This is a genomic window from Anaerotignum faecicola, assembly GCA_024460105.1.
Lineage (GTDB): Bacteria > Bacillota > Clostridia > Lachnospirales > Anaerotignaceae > JANFXS01.
The window spans coordinates 161185-178739 of sequence record JANFXS010000003.1; the positions used below are offsets into that span (position 1 = coordinate 161185).

The 17555-nt window shown below is 39.0% G+C and carries 15 protein-coding genes; 4 read left to right on the top strand and 11 right to left on the bottom strand.

All coding sequences use genetic code 11. From position 1 onward, the window contains the following. Window positions 1-62 precede the first annotated feature (62 nt). The 4 genes from ligA to NE664_05760 form a co-directional block, all read right to left on the bottom strand. Entirely contained in the window at window positions 63-2012 is a 1950-nt protein-coding gene (gene ligA, locus NE664_05745; GenBank protein ID MCQ4726164.1) for an NAD-dependent DNA ligase LigA, read from the bottom strand. Window positions 2013-2019: 7 nt separating this feature from the next. Next, entirely contained in the window at window positions 2020-4257 is a 2238-nt protein-coding gene (pcrA, locus tag NE664_05750; GenBank protein MCQ4726165.1) for a DNA helicase PcrA, read from the bottom strand. Between the two features lie 108 nt (window positions 4258-4365). Next, window positions 4366-4668, bottom strand: coding sequence for a YerC/YecD family TrpR-related protein (locus NE664_05755; protein ID MCQ4726166.1), 303 nt, complete (start codon window positions 4666-4668; stop codon window positions 4366-4368). Window positions 4669-5017: 349 nt separating this feature from the next. Further along, on the bottom strand, window positions 5018-5248 hold the full coding sequence (locus tag NE664_05760; GenBank protein MCQ4726167.1) for a hypothetical protein: 231 nt from the start codon (window positions 5246-5248) through the stop codon (window positions 5018-5020). Between the two features lie 107 nt (window positions 5249-5355). Here NE664_05760 and NE664_05765 point away from each other — a divergent pair, with 107 nt between their 5' ends. The 3 genes from NE664_05765 to tyrS all read left to right on the top strand — a co-directional run bounded on the left by NE664_05765 (window position 5356) and on the right by tyrS (window position 9160). Continuing rightward, the gene (locus NE664_05765) at window positions 5356-6273 is read left to right on the top strand and encodes a radical SAM protein (GenBank protein ID MCQ4726168.1); all 918 of its coding nucleotides are present in this window, start codon (window positions 5356-5358) and stop codon (window positions 6271-6273) included. A gap of 2 nt (window positions 6274-6275) precedes the next feature. After that, window positions 6276-7478: a peptidase T gene (pepT, locus tag NE664_05770; protein ID MCQ4726169.1), complete on the top strand. Its 1203-nt coding sequence runs from the start codon at window positions 6276-6278 to the stop codon at window positions 7476-7478. A 455-nt stretch (window positions 7479-7933) separates the two neighbouring features. Then, on the top strand, window positions 7934-9160 hold the full coding sequence (gene tyrS, locus NE664_05775) for a tyrosine--tRNA ligase (protein ID MCQ4726170.1): 1227 nt from the start codon (window positions 7934-7936) through the stop codon (window positions 9158-9160). 250 nt (window positions 9161-9410) lie between these two features. Here tyrS and NE664_05780 read toward each other — a convergent pair whose 3' ends face one another. From NE664_05780 to NE664_05810, 7 genes are all read right to left on the bottom strand, one after another. Continuing rightward, complete coding sequence (locus NE664_05780; GenBank protein ID MCQ4726171.1) at window positions 9411-10451, bottom strand: alcohol dehydrogenase catalytic domain-containing protein; 1041 nt, start codon at window positions 10449-10451, stop codon at window positions 9411-9413. Between the two features lie 16 nt (window positions 10452-10467). Then, window positions 10468-10743: an antibiotic biosynthesis monooxygenase gene (locus NE664_05785; GenBank protein ID MCQ4726172.1), complete on the bottom strand. Its 276-nt coding sequence runs from the start codon at window positions 10741-10743 to the stop codon at window positions 10468-10470. Window positions 10744-10756: 13 nt separating this feature from the next. After that, the gene (locus tag NE664_05790) at window positions 10757-12043 is read right to left on the bottom strand and encodes a TRAP transporter large permease subunit (protein ID MCQ4726173.1); all 1287 of its coding nucleotides are present in this window, start codon (window positions 12041-12043) and stop codon (window positions 10757-10759) included. Then, complete coding sequence (locus NE664_05795) at window positions 12040-12534, bottom strand: TRAP transporter small permease (protein MCQ4726174.1); 495 nt, start codon at window positions 12532-12534, stop codon at window positions 12040-12042. Before NE664_05795 ends, NE664_05790 begins: the two co-directional genes overlap by 4 nt. Window positions 12535-12606: 72 nt before the next feature. Then, a complete protein-coding gene (locus tag NE664_05800) occupies window positions 12607-13686 on the bottom strand; it encodes a DctP family TRAP transporter solute-binding subunit (GenBank protein ID MCQ4726175.1) in 1080 nt (359 codons plus the stop codon). Between the two features lie 223 nt (window positions 13687-13909). After that, complete coding sequence (locus NE664_05805; GenBank protein ID MCQ4726176.1) at window positions 13910-14809, bottom strand: NAD(P)-dependent oxidoreductase; 900 nt, start codon at window positions 14807-14809, stop codon at window positions 13910-13912. Window positions 14810-14846: 37 nt separating this feature from the next. Then, window positions 14847-15317: a DUF296 domain-containing protein gene (locus NE664_05810; protein ID MCQ4726177.1), complete on the bottom strand. Its 471-nt coding sequence runs from the start codon at window positions 15315-15317 to the stop codon at window positions 14847-14849. Window positions 15318-15624: 307 nt separating this feature from the next. On the opposite strand from NE664_05810, the gene NE664_05815 reads away from it, so the two are divergent. Then, entirely contained in the window at window positions 15625-17421 is a 1797-nt protein-coding gene (locus NE664_05815; GenBank protein ID MCQ4726178.1) for a PrpR N-terminal domain-containing protein, read from the top strand. The last annotated feature ends 134 nt before the right edge of the window (window positions 17422-17555 follow it).

The following is a 17555-nucleotide window of genomic DNA, read 5'->3' on the forward strand; positions in this document are numbered from 1 at the left end:
CTTATACCTCTATTCATATATAAATTCTACAAAAAACTACAAAAATTCATTTAAAGTATATACTATACGACTCCATTTGTAAACCGTTCTATAAATTCAGCTTCAGTTAAAATTTCAACGCCAAGTTCCTTTGCCTTTTTATTTTTTGAAGATGACGAATCCGGGTTATTATTTATTAAAAAGTTGGTTTTTGAAGTTACGCTTCCCGTAACTTTTCCTCCCATTCTTTCTATTTCCGTTTTAAGTTCCTTTCTGTTGTTATAGCGTGTTAGATCTCCGGTTATTACAAACGTAACGCCGCTTAAAGAATTATCTCCGCTTTCTTCCTCCTTTTCAAAATTTAAAAACCCAATAGCTTCATTAAAAAGCTCGATATTTTTACTGTTTGAAAAGTAGCTTACGATACTGTGCGCTATAATTTGGCCAAATCCATCCACGTCTACAAGCTCTTCTTCCGTAACATTTTTTATTTTTTCAATATCAAAATCAGTATTTCTGCATAGAAGCTTAGCATTGTTAAGCCCAACTTGATTTATTCCGAGGGCGTATATAAAATTTGCCAATGGCACTGTTTTTGACTTCTCCACAGCATTAATTAAATTGCTGTAGCTTTTCTCGCCGAAACCGTCCATTCCCTTTATTTCATTTTCAAACTTTTCAAGTTTATATATATCCGTATAAAATTCAATATATCCCTTATCTACAAACTTGCTTAATGTTTCTTCGGATAGTCCTTCTATATTCATAGCATCTCTTGAGGCAAAATGCGCAAGGCTTCTGACAACCTGCGCCCTGCATGTCGGATTTGTACAGTAAAGAGCTTCGCCGTCCCTAAGTTTTTTTACAGCCGTTTCCCCGCCGCACACGGGACATTTTTTTGGGATCTCAATATTTCCGCTTTGGGTTATATTTTCAGCGATCTGCGGTATTATCATATTGGCTTTATAAACGCGTATTATATCTCCTATGCCCAATTTAAGTTCTTTTAATATGCTTAAATTATGAACGCTGGCCCTGTTTACAGTGGTTCCTTCCAGTTCCACCGGTTCAAATACTGCAATGGGATTTATAAGCCCCGTCCTCGAAGTGCTCCAATCTATTTCGCGAAGTACGGTTTCCGCCGTTTCATCCGCCCATTTGAAAGCAATAGAATCTTTTGGAAATTTAGACGTTTCTCCGAGGCTTCTGCTGTATGAAATGCTGTTAAATGTTAAAACAAGCCCGTCGGAGGCAAAATCGTTTCTGTTTATGCGGCTTTCAAAATATTTTACTGTTTCGTAAATATTATTTTTATTTACAAGCTTGTTTTCCACAACATCAAAACCGAGCTCCTTCAGCCATAAAATATTATCGGACTTCAAATCGCTTATTTCTTTCCCTTCGGCGCTAACAAGGCCGAATATATATATCATTACATTGCGTTTTGCCGCAATCTCGCTGTTAAGCTGCCTTACAGTGCCGCTGCACAGGTTTCTTGGGTTTTTATACTTTTCCTCATCGGGAAGTTCATTATTTATACGCTCAAATTCACTGAATGTTATAATTCCCTCTCCCCTAAGCACGAGGGAACCTTTAAAATCTATTTTAACGGGAAGATTTTTAAAAAACCTCGCGTTATGAGTTATATCCTCGCCGATTTCACCGTTGCCGCGCGTAACAGCCTGCAAAAGCTCTCCGTTTTCATATTTTAAAACTATTGTAAGACCGTCAAGCTTCCATGACAAAATGCCTTCGCTGTCGCCAAGCCATTCCGAAAGTTTCCCTATATCCTTTGTTTTGTCAAGAGAAAGCATACGGCTTTCATGCCGAACCTTCTCAAGCCCGCTTAGAACAGTATACCCCACGCTTTGAGTCGGACTGCCGCTTAAAACAATGCCCGTTTCCTTTTCAAGCCTTAACAGTTCGTCATAAAGTTTATCATATTCATAATCTGACATTGTACTGTCGGCAAACTGGTAGTAATGCTTTGACGCATTATTAAGTATTTCTATAAGTTCCTTCATGCGATCCATTTTTATATCAATCCACCTTAATCAGCTTGGATAATCTAGCCATAAATTTTTTGCTGCCTTTATCTTTAAAATATACCTCAACTTCAAAATCTGCCCCTGCAGCTTTTATACTTTTTACCGTTCCGATTCCGTATTTAGGTGCGCGTACGCTGTCGCCTTCCTTAAAATTAAGCTTAAAATCCGTTGGCGCCGGTATCTCGGGCTTAGACACCGAAACTCCGTAAGCTTTATTAAGTCCCTCTCCTCCAGCCATATTGTACCCTGCTTTCGGCCTTGCGTTTATTCGAGGCGAAGTCGGCGTAAATACAACATTGCGTTTTTGCTGTTCCAAAATATTTTCCGGTATCTCATTTAAAAATCTTGAAGGCTGATTATACTGTGTATTCCCATTTGTCATCCTGCAACGCGCGTAGGTTAAATAGAGTTCTTTTCTGGCCCTTGTTATTCCCACATAAAAAAGACGCCTTTCTTCCTGTATTTCCTTTTCACTGCCATATGCAATGCTTCTGTAACTCGGGAACATGCCTTCTTCCATTCCGCATATAAATACATACGGAAACTCAAGCCCTTTGGCAGAATGGAGCGTCATAAGAACGACAGCTTCTTCTTTATCCGAATAGTCGTCAATATCAGCCACAAGCGCGACTTCTTCAAGAAAACTTTCAAGCGTGGGATTAGAAGCGGTGTTGCTGAACTCGGCCGCTTTTGAAATAAACTCTTTTATATTTTCCTTCCTTCCTTCAGCTTCGTCCGTTCCTTCTATGTCAAGAGCTTCGAAATATCCTGTCCTATTAGCCACTTCTTCAATAAATTCCGGAAGGGTAAGCAAATCCTTTTTAGATTTAAGGATTTCTATCATTGCATAAAATTCTTCGAATTTTTTTGCCCTGGGACCGAAATTCTTATTATCCTCAAGGCTTGATATGCTTTCATAAATACTGATTTCCAAATCCTGCGCAAAATTAGAAAGCTTTTCAACGGATGTATCGCCTATGCCCCTTTTCGGAACATTAACAATACGTTTAAAAGCCACATCGTCATTCGGATTTGCCATCAGTTTAAGGTACGCAAGTATATCCATAATTTCTTTACGGTCGTAAAATCTCGTCCCGCCGCAAAGCCTGTACGGTATGCCCTTTTTAACAAAAGCCTCCTCAATAGCCCTGGACTGGGCATTTGTTCTGTAAAGCACAGCAAAATCTTTATAATTCCTTGAAAGGCCGGTCAAATTCTCAATCTTGTCGGCGACATATTTTCCCTCGTCATATTCATTATCGGCTTTATGCAGCCTTATTATACTTCCGTCGCCGTTTTCTGTCCAAAGCGACTTGTCTTTGCGTTCATCATTATTCTTAATAACTGAGTTAGCCGCTTCAAGTATTGTTTTGGTTGAACGGTAATTCTGCTCAAGCTTTATAACCTCGCATCCGGGAAAATCTTTTTCAAAATCCAGTATATTTCTTATGTTCGCACCTCTCCAGCCATATATGCTCTGGTCGTCGTCGCCGACTACGCAAAGGTTTTTATACTTATCCGCAAGAAGCCTTATAAGCTGATACTGCGACGTATTAGTATCCTGATACTCGTCAACCATTATGTATTTAAAACGTTCCTGATATTTTTCAAGCGCTTCCGGATTTGTCTGGAAAAGAAGAACCGTATTATAAATAAGGTCGTCAAAGTCAAGAGCATTACTGCTTTTTAATTTTTTCTGATACTCCCTGTAACACGATGCAATTCTTGCCTTCCTGAAATCCTGTTCCGCTTCCTGACTGTATTTTGACGGGGAAATCAATTCCTCTTTTGCCCTGCTTATTTCGGCCATAACGCCTTTCAGCGGAAACGTCTTATCCTGGAGGCTTATACCAAGACGCGTAAAACAGTCTTTCATAACTTTCTCTGCATCTTTTGTGTCATATATGGAAAAATTCCTGTCATATCCTAATTTGTCAATTTCCCTTCTTAAAATTTTTACACAAGAAGAATGGAACGTACTTATCCATATATCCTCCGATCCGCTTCCAACAAGAGAATCTATCCTTTCTTTCATTTCTTTTGCCGCTTTGTTCGTAAATGTGATAGCCATAATATTCCAAGGTTTAACGCCTTTTTCTATAAGGCTTGCTACCCTTACGGTAAGAGCCCCTGTTTTTCCGCTCCCGGCCCCTGCAAGTATAAGCACGGGTCCCTCGGTTGTGTCTACAGCTTTTTTCTGCATCGGGTTTAATTTATCATAGCCAATCATCTGTATTCTCCTTATATAAAAAATTATCTTTTCCACACAAACGCACATAAGCCCATACCGGAAATTTACCGGCGGGCTTATGTGCGGGATATATTGCCTTAAATTAACTTATTCGCTTTTATGTTTCTCTGCAACCCTGTCTATAGCGAGCTTATATCCGTCCGTACCGTAAATCAGGGCCCTGTTAACCCTGCTTATAGTCGCTGTTGAAGCTCCTGTTTTTTCCGCTATTTCTATATAAGTACATTTACGGTCAAGCATTTCAGCAACAGCCATCCTCTGCGCAATGGCATTAATCTCATGGACAGTACACAGGTCCTCGAAAAGCTGATAACATTCTTCTATGTTTTCCATAACAAGCACACATTCAAAAAGCTTGTCCGTAATAGGGCTTTTTATCTTTGGATTCAAATTTATCACCTTCGCTGGATTATATATTATTGTAATTTTAACATTTTACAGCATTAAAGTAAAGTAATAAATTCTTAAATAAACGGTAAAAACAAAGCTCTTGCTATTTGAATATAAAAATATATAAAAACAAAAGCCGTTGTAAAAAATAAAATCCCATTTCAGCAAATATAATTATACATTCGATGAAACGGGATCACAACGCCGAAGTAACTGAACTTCGCCGCTCAGAGTATGAAATTCTCAAAAAACAAAAAATTTTCGTATATAAACTCAGCGGCATCCCTTAGTATTTAATGCCAGCCTATTTATAAAAAGCCAAAAACACCGAAAAGTTTTCTATTGGGAATCAATCTGTTTTTATTTTAAAATTTTCAACAATATCGTTCCAACATCTTTCGCATATATCGGCTTTTTGTGTTTCTCCGTCCCTGCCTGAAAAATAGTTCCATGTTTTTTCTATGTGCAAAAAGTCAGGATAATACCCCAACGCATCCGGCTTGATTTCCCTGCCGCATACATTACAGTAAACTTTTGAAATAACTTCTGTTTCTTTCATCTGTATTTCTGTTTTTATCAAAGCTCTCCCCCCTTGTATAAAAAATTTTATCATATTATAGGGAAAAAACATATACAAAATTTATTGTATTAATGGTAAAATATACGATAGAAACGGAGGAAAAACAAATGAACCTTCTTAATGAACCAGAAAGCTGCACATTATGCCCTCGCGAGTGCGATGTTAACCGCACCCTGTCCCCCTCGGGCTTTTGCAATAATTCATTAAATATAAAAGCCGCCCTTGCATCCGTTCATTATTTTGAAGAACCGTCCGTCAGCGGTACAAACGGCTCCGGTACAATATTTTTTTCGGGCTGTAATATGAAATGTATATTCTGCCAAAACTATGATATAAGCCAATTTAATAAAGGAATTGCCATTTCTGTTTCGGATTTGGCAAAAACAATGATTCTGCAGCAGGAAAAAGGCGTACATAATATTAATCTCGTTTCCGGAGGCCATTTTATTCCGCAGATAAAAGAAGCCCTTAAAACAGCTAAAAGCATGGGCCTTGAAATACCTATCGTATATAACTCCAACGGATATGAAAAAGCCGAAACCCTAAAATCTCTCGACGGGCTTATAGACGTCTATCTTCCGGATATTAAATATTTCAGCGACGAATACGCTGTAAAATATTCCTCGGCGCCAAACTATTTTGCCAATGCCTCGGCCGCCGTACTTGAAATGTACAGGCAGGCAGGAAAAAATATATTTTCACCCGACGGTTTAATTAAAAAAGGCGTTATAATCCGTCATCTCGTTCTTCCCGGCCTAAAAGAGGACAGTAAAAAAATTCTTTTGTGGATCAAAGAAAATATCGGGCATAATGCTTATATATCCTTAATGAGCCAGTATACTCCTATGTATAGAGCTTTAAATACCAAACCTCTTAACAGGAAAATTACAACATATGAATACCAAAATGTAATAGACTATTTTTTTAAAATAGGCTTGAAAAACGGGTATATGCAGGAGCGTTCTTCCGCAAATAAAATATATACGCCAAACTTCGATTTTTCCGGCCTTATAAAAGGAGATTGAATATGAAAACGGTTACAGAAAGATTTTTGGAATATGTAACGCACAACACAAAAAGCGATGAAAATTCAAAAACAACGCCAAGTTCAAAATGCCAGCTTGATTTTGCCGATTTTATTGCGGGCGAATGTCGAAAAATCGGTTTAAAAAACATAACCGTTGACAAAAACGGCTATGTTATGGCATTTCTTCCAAAAACAAAAAACAATATGCCGAAAATAGGATTTATCGCTCATATGGACACCAGCCCCGAAGCTTCCGGCGAAAACGTTAGGCCGGTTATAACAAGAAATTACAACGGCACAGATATAAAGCTCAACGGCGTCACCCTTTCGCCGGAAGCATTTCCCGAGCTTTTAGAATATAAAGGCGGCGACATAATATCTTCTGACGGAACAACTCTCCTCGGCGCTGACGATAAAGCCGGAATTGCTGAAATACTTACCGCAATGGAATATATTATAAACCACCCTGAAATAGATCACGGTGAAATCGGCATAGCGTTTACTCCCGATGAAGAAATAGGAAGAGGCGCCGACTTTTTTGATGTAAAATCTTTCGGCTGTGATTTTGCATATACTGTAGACGGCGGAAAAATCGGAGAATTGGAATATGAAAACTTCAATGCAGCGCGTGCAAAAATAAGTATAACCGGTATAAACGTCCACCCGGGAACAGCAAAAGGCCTTATGAAAAACGCATCGCTTATAGGATGCGAACTTGCATCTATGCTGCCTCCGTCGGAAACCCCTTCAACTACCGGCGGGTATGAAGGATTTTACCATCTCGTATCATTTAACGGCAACGTAAGCAAATGCACAATGGCGTACATTATAAGGGACTTTGACAAAGAAAACTTTGTCAAAAGGAAAGCTGAAATGGAACGTGTTGTTTCATATATAAACTCAAAATACGGCAACGTCGCATGCCTTGAAATGTATGACGAGTATTATAATATGTTTGAAAAAGTATCCCCACACAAAGAAATTATAGATTTAGCAAAAAAAGCTATGGAATTAAGCGGCGTAACCCCTCTTATTAGTCCGATAAGAGGCGGTACTGACGGGGCAAGACTTTCATATATGGGTCTTCCATGCCCAAATATTTTTGCAGGCGGCCATAATTTTCACGGTATTTACGAGTTTATACCCGTTAACAGCATGGAAAAGGCCGTTCAGGTTATTATAAACATAATTAAGCTTTCATAATTTTTCAATAATTTTATTTTTTTTAAAATTGTCCTTGATTTTATTTATAAAGTATGATAGTATGTAGAAAAATTAATATTTCGCTATGACTGAGTTGATGGTTTTCCATTGGGCTGTTGTTGGTTGAAAATTCAGAGAGGGGCTGTTTGGTGAGAAGCCTTCAGTACAACATCAGTAAATTACCGCTCACAGCTTCCGGATTAATACCCGGCGGGTTTGCCCGATATAGCTTTGAGAGGCGCTTTTGCGTAAATTAAGGTGGTACCACGGGCTATCCCGTCCTTTGGACAGGATAGCTTTTTTATATGGGATTTAACTGCAACAAAACACTTCAAAAATATAAAAATTTTAGACAACCTAACCGGCAGTTAAATCCCGCCTATTGCCGCTATTTTAAATTTACGATAGAGCACACGGAAAATCCATATTTTTATATTTGCAAAGGGGAAATAAAAATGAAAAATGCATTTGAAATTCTTGAAGAAAGAGGATTTATAGAACAGCTCACCCATGAAAACGAAATCAAAGAACTTTTTAAAAATGAAAAAATAACTTTTTATATAGGATTTGACCCAACGGCAGACAGTTTGCATGTCGGACATTTTTTAACAGTTATGGCCATGGCGCATATGCAGCGCGCCGGTCACCGTCCTATCTGTCTTATGGGCGGCGGCACAGGAATGATCGGCGACCCTACCGGAAAAACCGATATGCGTAAAATGATGACGACTGAAATAATAGATCATAATGTCGCATGTTTTAAAAAGCAACTGTCTCGATTTATTGACTTTAGCGATGATAAAGCAATAATTGTTGACAACGGAGACTGGATCCGTAAACTTAATTACATTGATTTTCTTAGGGATATTGGCGTACATTTTTCTGTTAACCGCATGATTAAAGCGGAATGTTTTAAAACAAGAATGGAAAAAGGCCTTTCTTTCCTTGAATTTAACTATATGCTTATGCAGGCTAACGATTTTTTGGAACTTAACAAAAGATATGGCTGTATTATGCAGCTCGGCGGGAATGACCAATGGAGCAATATAATCGAAGGCGTTGACTTGATAAGACGAAAAGAAGGCAGACCGGCTTACGGCATGACATTTAAGCTCCTTACTAACAGCGAAGGCAACAAAATGGGAAAAACCGAAAAAGGCGCCGTTTGGCTTGACGCCGATAAAACTTCACCATACGAATTCTTCCAATACTGGAGAAATATCGGGGACAAAGACGTTGAAAAGTGCCTTGCTCTTTTAACGTTCCTTCCTATGGATGAAGTCCGCCGATTAGGAGCGCTTGAAGGAAGCGAAATAAATCATGCTAAAGAAGTGCTTGCATATGAACTTACAAAGATTGTACACGGCGAAGAAAACGCCGAACAGGCAAAACAGGCGGCACGCGCCCTTTTCAGCGGCGGAGCAGAAGGCGGCTCGATACCTGAAACCGAGATTTCAAAAGCTGATTTTGCAGAAGGAATGGATATACTTTCTATCCTTACAACTGTCGGCCTTTCATCTTCACGGGCTGAGGGCAGACGCCTTATACAGCAGGGCGGCTTAAAAATGAACGAAAACAAAGTTGAAAGTTTTGACCTTAAAGTAACCGAAAATGACTTTAAAGACGGTAAGCTAATGCTTCAAAAAGGTAAAAAAGTATTCCACCAGGTTAAGCTTGTTTAATCCAACATATATAAAGTTTTAAGGCAGGTTTTTATACCTGCCTTATATTTTTTTCTTGGATTAGCGTATTTAAACAACATCAAACCAAATACGGCGTTAAATGAGATTAAAATATACTTTACCGTATTACAGACAAATCCCATATGAAACTGCTGTTTTTTCATTCCTAACCGTATAATAGAAAAAACACTGCTTAATAAAAAGCAATGTTTTTCCCAGAGAGTTTTATATTAATATTATTTTAGGGCCTTTAAGGAATCATAACAACACGGCCTGTAGCTGTTTTAACAGCTTCAAAAGCTTTTTCAAAATCTTTAAGCGCATAAGGGCCGCTCATTAACGGGCGTAAATCAAACCCGCTTTCAAGCATTTCATTACATTCATCCCATGTTTGGTACATCAAGCGTCCTGTAACTCCGTAAACAGCAGCTTCCCTGTAAATTATATCATTTGTAAGATCAAGGGATGTATCGCCGCTTGTCAAACCGACCAATACCATGGCGCCCCCTTTCCTTACAAGCTGGAAGCCTGCTTTTATTGCAAATTTATTGCCGGTATAGTCAATTACAACGTCGGCTCCCCTGCCGTTTGTTTCTGCTTTCACTATCTCGAGATCCTTTTGTGTTTTGCTGTTTATAACAACGTCGGCTCCGACTTTTTTAGCCATTTCAAGTTTATCATCAACAACATCAACGGCTATTATTTTTTTTGCGCCTTTAAATTTAGCGCATGCAACAGCCATTAATCCGATTGGGCCGCATCCGTAAATTACCGTAATTTTATCTTTAACGTCGCCTTTTGAAACGCCGTGCATACCGACTCCCATAGGTTCTAAAAGAGCCCCTATCTCATAATCGATTTTATCTGCAATTTTATAAGCGCAGTCGGCCGGAAAAGCAATATACTCCGCAAAAGAACCGGCAGTATGTACTCCGATAATTTTCATATTTTCACAGTTATGGCGATTGTCTGAAAGACACATTGAGCAATGGTTGCAGGGGATATGCGTTTCTCCCGCTACCCTGTCGCCTTTTTTAAATTCTGTTACCTCGCTTCCGACTTCGACAATATCTCCTGCAAATTCATGTCCGAATACATAGGGAACCGGACACCTTTCCTCAGCATATGCTCCCCATGGATAAATATGTCCACTGTCTGTTCCACAGATAGCAGTAGCACGAACTTTAACAAGAACATCCCTGGGCCCGCACTGCGGTATCGGAAGATCCTCCCTCCATTCAGCCCCGGGAGCCGGTTTTGATTTGTATATGCCCTTCATTGTACCTGTCATTAAAATCTCCCCTTTATCAAAATAGTTTTTCCATTACTATTGTTTCGCCGCTTGTACGCAATGTTTCCATTTTAGGCACACATTCAGTATAATGCGAAGTTTTTTTATGTTTTTCAAGAGCTTCCTTACTCTCCCAGCGTTCAAAGAAAATATAGCTGTCATCCTTTACGCACAATTCATAAGTGATGCATCCTTCTTCTTTAACCGATTCATCTACAAGTTTTTTTGCTGTTGACAAAAACTGCCCTTCTTTATAATACGGTACTTTATTGGCTGCAAAAACACAAACCATTTCTATCCCCCCCTTATTTGGCGCCTAAAAGATTTGGTATCAGCAACGATAAATCCGGAACATATGTAACAATAAGAAGCACTATAAGTACAGAAAGTATAATTGCCCCAATATCTTTCATCATATCCTTTATGCCTATCTTTGCAATTCCGCATGCAACATAAAGGTTTACGCCTACAGGCGGAGTTATAAGACCTATTGCAAGGTTAACGCACATCATAATTCCAAAAGCCGTTATATCATAACCTAAATTCAGTGCAACCGGCAGAAGTATCGGCACAAATATGTAAAGAGCCGAAACAGCGTCCATTACGCACCCCGCCGCAAGAAGTATTAAATTGCTTAAAAGAAGAAAAAGTATCAAGTTTCCGTTTGTTACATCAATAAGCCAATCGCCTATAGTTACTGTAAGCCCGTCTACGGTAACAACCCACGCAAATAATGTCGCGCATATGATAACATACATAACTACGCCCGTTTGGCTTGCAGAGTTTATAAAAAGCTCGCTCAGGCTCTTAACTTTAATTTTCTTATAAATAAAAATGCCTACAAAAAGCCCATATATGGCAGAAACGGCTGCCGCCTCCGTTGGTGTGAAAACTCCGGAATATATGCCTCCCAATATAATAACAGGCATCAAAAGTCCCCAGAATGCGTCTTTAAAAGCATGCCATTTTTCAGCGCCGGAAGCTTTCGGCAGTTTTTTGAGGTCTGCTTTTCTTGAAAGTATCATAGAAGCAATTATAAGCGCAATGCCCATTAATATTCCAGGCACAACTCCGGCAAGGAACAGCTTGCCTATTGAAGCGCCGGAAATTGAACCGTAAACTATATATGTTACGGAAGGCGGTATAATAACGCCTATCGCTCCGCCCGCCGACATAAGCGAAGCCGAGTATGTATTTGTATATCCCGCGTTAACCATTGCAGGTATCATAATCATGCCAAGAGCCGCGACAGTTGCGGGCCCGCTTCCGGATATAGCCGCAAAAAAACAGCAGACAATAACGCATACCATTGCAAGCCCTGTCCTTCTGTGGCCAACCATTGTTTTGGCAAATTCTATAAGTTTTTCAGATATGCCCGCCTGTTCCATAATATTCCCGGCAATTATAAAAAACGGTATCGCCAACAATGAAAACTTGCTCGATGAAGAAAATACGTTTATTGGTATCATCTCCATAGGAAGATCCGCAGCAATAACAGCAATTACGCTTGAAATCCCAAGGGAGATTGCTATTGGTATATTGCATATAAGCAATACCGCAAAAAGACCGAATAAAATTCCAGCTACACTCATGCCGTTTTCTCCCCTTTCCCCGCTAATTTAAAAATTTGTTTTTTCAACGTAATTATATATCTGAGTATAAGAAGCGCCGAACCGACAGGCACTGTCAGCCCGTAAATCCATTCAGGCCACTGCATCGTTGCGGAAACCTGCTTTGACGTATATTCCTGTATAACCATACCAACACCGTAGTACAGAAGCATCATGCAAAAACCCATTGCAAATACGGTTGAAATAATCATGAATAATTCCTGCCCTTTTTTTGGAAGGAAAGATGTAAAAAAATCCAATCCGAGATGCGCTTCCTTCCTAATGGCTATAGACGAACCGGCAAGCGAAGCCAATACGAATAATCCTGTTACAATTTCTTCTGTAAATGATAACGACATATGAAGGCCGAACCTTGACACAACATTTATGAACGTAAGCACAAGCATAACTGTAAACGTAAATATACAAATATAATTTTCAATACTGTCTATTATTTTTTCAAACACTTTCATTTACACTGCCCCTCCTCTTTTTATACGGGGATAGAGGAAAAATTTCCAATATCCCCTTGATAAAATATATTACTATTCAATACCAAAGGCTGTACAAGCTTCTTCGCCGTATTTTTCTTTCATCCTCGCATAGTAATCGTCAAGTTCCGATTTAAATACTTCTATCTGTTCCGGGGTAAGTTCTGTTAACTTATTTTCAGCGTAATCAACAACAAGCTGTTTCTTTTCTTCTTCCGTATCGACAACATTCTGGCATCCAACCTTACATGCCTCCGCAGCGGCTTCCTGAAGAAGCGCCTTTGTATTGTCATCATATGAATCAAATGTAGCTTTATTAAATACAAGGGCAAACGCTCCGTAACTATAGTTCCATGCAGTCGTAAATTTCTGAACCTCATAAAATTTGTTTGTTACAATCAAATCAAAACCGTTTTCCTGCCCATCTACAGTGCCCTGTTGTAAAGCTGTAAAAAGTTCTGAAAAACTCATAGCCACCGGATCGGCGCCAAACTCCTTAAAAAATTCAACAAAAACGTCGCCGCCCGGAACGCGGAGTTTCATATTTTTCAAGTCTTCCGGTTTCGTTACTTCCTGCTTATTATTTGTAAGCTGCCGGAAGCCGTTATGTATTGCTCCGAGATATTCAATTCCCTGTGCGTTTAAAGCCTTCTTAATATATTCCCCGCCGGTCCCTTCCAAATTAGCCTGGGCATCCTCATAACTTTCAAAAGTCCATGGAAGGCTTAACGCAAGCAGACTTTCATCAAGAACCGCAAGCACGTCAACCGGCTCGAAAGCGCAGTCTATGGCTCCCTGCCCAATCATTTCAACACCTTTTGACATGTTTCCTCCCGAAAGCTGATCCGATGGATAAACTGAGATTTTTATTTTACCTCCGCTTCTTTCTTCAACAATATCCGAAAAAAGGTTGGCCGTTATAGACGCATTTGATTGATCGCTTACTGTTGTAGACATTTTTATTTTCAATTCAGGATACTCAATTCCGTCAGCTCCTTCTCCCGACGTTCCCCCGTCTGCAGATGATTCAGCATTTGTCTGCTCGGTTTCAGAGGACGTACCGCCAACACATCCTGCAAATGAAGACAGAGCCAATACTGTTGTAAGCACAATACCTAAAACTCTTTTTTTCATAAATTTATCCTCCTCAAAAATACCTCTCCCGATTATTTACCCTTATTTGTAAAGAAAACCCATCCATTTGTTAATCAAATTATGCGGATGGGTTTCCTATTTAAAAAGGAACATAAACCGTTTGGCTTAATCTCCGGCCGCAAATACATGCCAAATCAAATAAGCCGTTTTTAATCTGTTGGGGCAGTTTAAGGTTTAGTTCCTAAATAAAACTTAACTAAATTTACGAACGTACCTCTACTCCCGCAAGTTCTTCATAAAGTTTGATAACTGCACAATTGTCCTTTTTGCCAAGGCCTTTAACCTGCGCCGTTTTGAAAAGCTCTGCAACAAGATTTGTAGCATATAAAGGAAGGTTCATATTTTTAGCCATCTCAACGGCAAGCTTAACGTCCTTCGTATGTAAGTCTATTGTAAAGCCCGGTTCAAAATTTCCTTTAAGTATTTCCGGCATCCTGTTGTCAACAGCCCAACATTTGCCCGACCCGCCCTGAATAACTTTCATAACAATTTCAGGGTTAACTCCGGCTTTTACGGCAAGCGCAAATGCCTCCGACATGCTTATAAGATTAATGGCGCTCATTAACTGGTTGGCAACCTTAACAACCTGCCCGGCGCCGCATTCGCCGCAGCGCACTATATTTTTTCCTACAGCTTCAAATATCTCCATTGCGTCGTCAATGTCTTTGTCATCTCCGGCGCACATGATAGTAAGAGTGCCGTTATTTGCTCCCGACTGCCCGCCGCTTACAGGCCCTTCGACAAATTTAATGCCTTTGGCTTTAAGATCCTTTCCTATTTCCCTTGTTACATCAGGTGAAATAGAACTCATGTCAATAAGGAACAATCCTTCCGTTTTGCCTGAAAGCAATCCGTTTTCATCATATATAACAGACTGTACATGAGGTGAATTCGGAAGCATTGTAATAACAACGTTTGTATGTTCTGTAACTTCACATGGTTTTGAAACGGCAATCACTTTTGACTGTTCAGGAAGCATTTTGATCCTTTCCTGATTAATATCGCATGCAACAACTGTATATCCGGCCTTTAAAAGGTTTACAGCCATTCCAAATCCCATTACGCCAAGGCCAATCAAACCTACTTTTTCATATTTAGCCATTATAAATTCCTCCCGGTTCGTGCATAAGCACAGTTAATTATTTTTTAGATACAAAAACCTGAGTCAAATCCGTTTCTTCGTCATAAGCGCGAACCATTTCAACTCCGTCGGCCTCCTGTATCATAACGTCAACCGTTGTAAGCACAGGGCACTGTCCCTTTACAATATGTCCGCCGAAAACAACTCCGTCTTTATCGCACATTGTACCATGGAAATGAAGTTCCGTTTTTCCTGAATTTTGAGTTATGATACCCGTTCCCGAAAGAAATTCAATCGGCCCCTCTTTCTTGATTACATCGCCATATCCTGCTCCGACTTTTGCATCCATAGGAACAAGGTACATATATCCTGCCGCCGAAAAACTTCCGAAGCAGTTAACCGCACCATATTTAACTCCATTTTCATCACAAATTGTTTCAAGTCCCGTTAAAAGATCTGTTCCCGGTAAAATCCTTGCTGCAATTACCTTTCCCGCTGTACCGCATGCATAGCTTACTCTCGTTTCCATAAAATAAAACCTCCTTAAAAATTGTTTATTATTTTTTGTTTTGCTTGTAAACAGAGTATATATCCACATGTATTTAAATTCAACATTGTCAATCTCAAAATATGTTTAATTTTCGATCATATTATCAATTTTGTTAATTATATATATTTTAACCAACTTTTTTTAGTTAAAATACACTAAGAAGCCATTTGTATATGATTGTTTTTAAAACAATTAATTTTTATATTGTGTTTTATTATTTTTTGATGTACTATAAAAAATAAATAATGCTCTAAATTAAAACAAATAATAATATAGGAGAACTTTTATGAATAAATACAGAATCTTAGGAATTGCACCTTATGAAGGCTTTAAAGGCTATCTTCTTAATTCGATTAATAAAAGAAACGATATAGATGCCGAGATATATTCCGCTTCCCTCGACACTGCTGTAGATCTTATCAAATCAATCGATTTATCCCAGTACGATGCGGTAATATCCAGAGGACGTACAGGAAAAATGGTTCAAAGCTCTATAAACATACCGTTTGTCAACGTTGAATTTTCCGGATACGATCTTATGCGCGCTTTAAAACTTGCGCAGTTCAGCCAAAATAAAAAAACGGCTTTCCTAACCTTTTTTGACCTTGCGCAAAGCGCTAAATTTTTAACTGAACTGCTTGAATTCAAAACAAATATTATAATACCGGATCCTCCTTCAAACAATCAGGAAATGGAAGAAATAATAATGGATCTTTATTACAGCCAGCATGTTCAGCTTTTTGTCGGCGACGGAGCATGCGTAGAATTTGCGGCCACACTTGGAGCAGAAACCGTACTTATAACATCAGGCTCCGAAGCAATGGACAAAGCCGTTGATGAAGCCGTAAGCATAATTTCATACACAAGGGAAGAACGCGAAAAAAATGAATTTTATCACTCGATTTTAGAACAGTCAAATTCGCTTGTTGCCGTCTTTGACAAAAACGCCGATATTGTATATTCAAAGCTCTTTGCTGACAGTGAAGCGGCTGAAGCTCACAAATTTTTAAAAAAATATATCTCAAAAACGCTTGCCGACGGTTCGGTTAACTGTATTGAAAATACCACAAATACTATGTGGCGCGTATCAGGCAAAGCAATCTTATCAGAGAAAAACGAAAAACTTGCCCTATTTGAAATAAGAAAAGCATTTTCAGTTTCGGATAAAAAAATAATGCCGTTTGAAAGCATAGACATTAAAACATGCCGTGACTGCGCTGCATTAATTTCCGCAAGCGCCGCCCTTTCAGAAATTTGGGAAAAGATTAAGCTTTGGGCTGCGGGACGTACCCCTATACTCATATACGGCAGCTCAGGAACAGGCAAAAAAACGTTGGCTTATGCAATACATTCCGTAAGTAAGTTTGGTCAAAACCCCTTTATTTCAATCGACTGCGGAAATATAGACGCTAAAGCCATGAATAAGCTGTTTGAAGACGAACGTTCCCCACTGTTTGAAAACCACTATACAATTTTATTTAAAAAAATTAATCTGCTGCCTATGGATCTTCAAAATAAACTAAGCTATTATATTTCAAACACAGCGCTTACTTCCCGCAACAGGGTTATAGCCACATTCACCGGTAATGCTCCCGGCTTGATTTCTGACAATCAATTTTCTGAGGATCTGTATCATCAGATTGCAGGCGTACACATATATATGCCAGCCCTTCAGGAACGTAAAGAAGATATACCTACAATAGCGAGGAATTTCCTTACAATCATTAATCAGCAAATGCCTGTTCAAATTGCCGGTTTTGAGCCTGAAGCTATGCAGCTTTTATCAAATTATCATTGGGAATACGGTATTACGCAACTGCATTTTCTTTTGAAACAGCTTGTAGTGATGACAAAACACCAGTTTATAACAATAGAAGACGTTTCGTCTGTTCTATCGCAAAACGGCGAAACAATAAGAAAAGAAAGCCAAGCCGAAACCCCTATAGACATTACAAAAACACTTGATGAAATCAATCTTGACATAATAAACATGGTGCTTGCAGAAGAAAACGGAAACCAATCAAAAACAGCAAAACGACTCGGCATAAGCAGAAGCACTCTTTGGAAAAAACTTAGCCTGTAAAATTACAGAAATCATAAACTTAAATCATACTGAGCAAAAATATCCTTATAACGACAAAAATGCCGTAGTTTTGTTAGTATGACTTAAAGTTTTTTGATGAATTAAAATTAACATCATCCTTCCCCATCTCTTTT

Excerpts from the sequence above, each read along its gene's own strand:
- ligA (MCQ4726164.1), bottom strand. The coding sequence starts at position 2,012 with ATGGATCGCATGAAGGAACTTATAGAAATACTTAATAATGCGTCAAAG.
- pcrA (MCQ4726165.1), bottom strand. The coding sequence starts at position 4,257 with ATGATTGGCTATGATAAATTAAACCCGATGCAGAAAAAAGCTGTAGAC.
- NE664_05765 (MCQ4726168.1), top strand. The coding sequence starts at position 5,356 with ATGAACCTTCTTAATGAACCAGAAAGCTGCACATTATGCCCTCGCGAG.
- pepT (MCQ4726169.1), top strand. The coding sequence starts at position 6,276 with ATGAAAACGGTTACAGAAAGATTTTTGGAATATGTAACGCACAACACA.
- tyrS (MCQ4726170.1), top strand. The coding sequence starts at position 7,934 with ATGAAAAATGCATTTGAAATTCTTGAAGAAAGAGGATTTATAGAACAG.
- NE664_05780 (MCQ4726171.1), bottom strand. The coding sequence starts at position 10,451 with ATGACAGGTACAATGAAGGGCATATACAAATCAAAACCGGCTCCCGGG.
- NE664_05785 (MCQ4726172.1), bottom strand. The coding sequence starts at position 10,743 with ATGGTTTGTGTTTTTGCAGCCAATAAAGTACCGTATTATAAAGAAGGG.
- NE664_05790 (MCQ4726173.1), bottom strand. The coding sequence starts at position 12,043 with ATGAGTGTAGCTGGAATTTTATTCGGTCTTTTTGCGGTATTGCTTATA.
- NE664_05795 (MCQ4726174.1), bottom strand. The coding sequence starts at position 12,534 with ATGAAAGTGTTTGAAAAAATAATAGACAGTATTGAAAATTATATTTGT.
- NE664_05800 (MCQ4726175.1), bottom strand. The coding sequence starts at position 13,686 with ATGAAAAAAAGAGTTTTAGGTATTGTGCTTACAACAGTATTGGCTCTG.
- NE664_05805 (MCQ4726176.1), bottom strand. The coding sequence starts at position 14,809 with ATGGCTAAATATGAAAAAGTAGGTTTGATTGGCCTTGGCGTAATGGGA.
- NE664_05810 (MCQ4726177.1), bottom strand. The coding sequence starts at position 15,317 with ATGGAAACGAGAGTAAGCTATGCATGCGGTACAGCGGGAAAGGTAATT.
- NE664_05815 (MCQ4726178.1), top strand. The coding sequence starts at position 15,625 with ATGAATAAATACAGAATCTTAGGAATTGCACCTTATGAAGGCTTTAAA.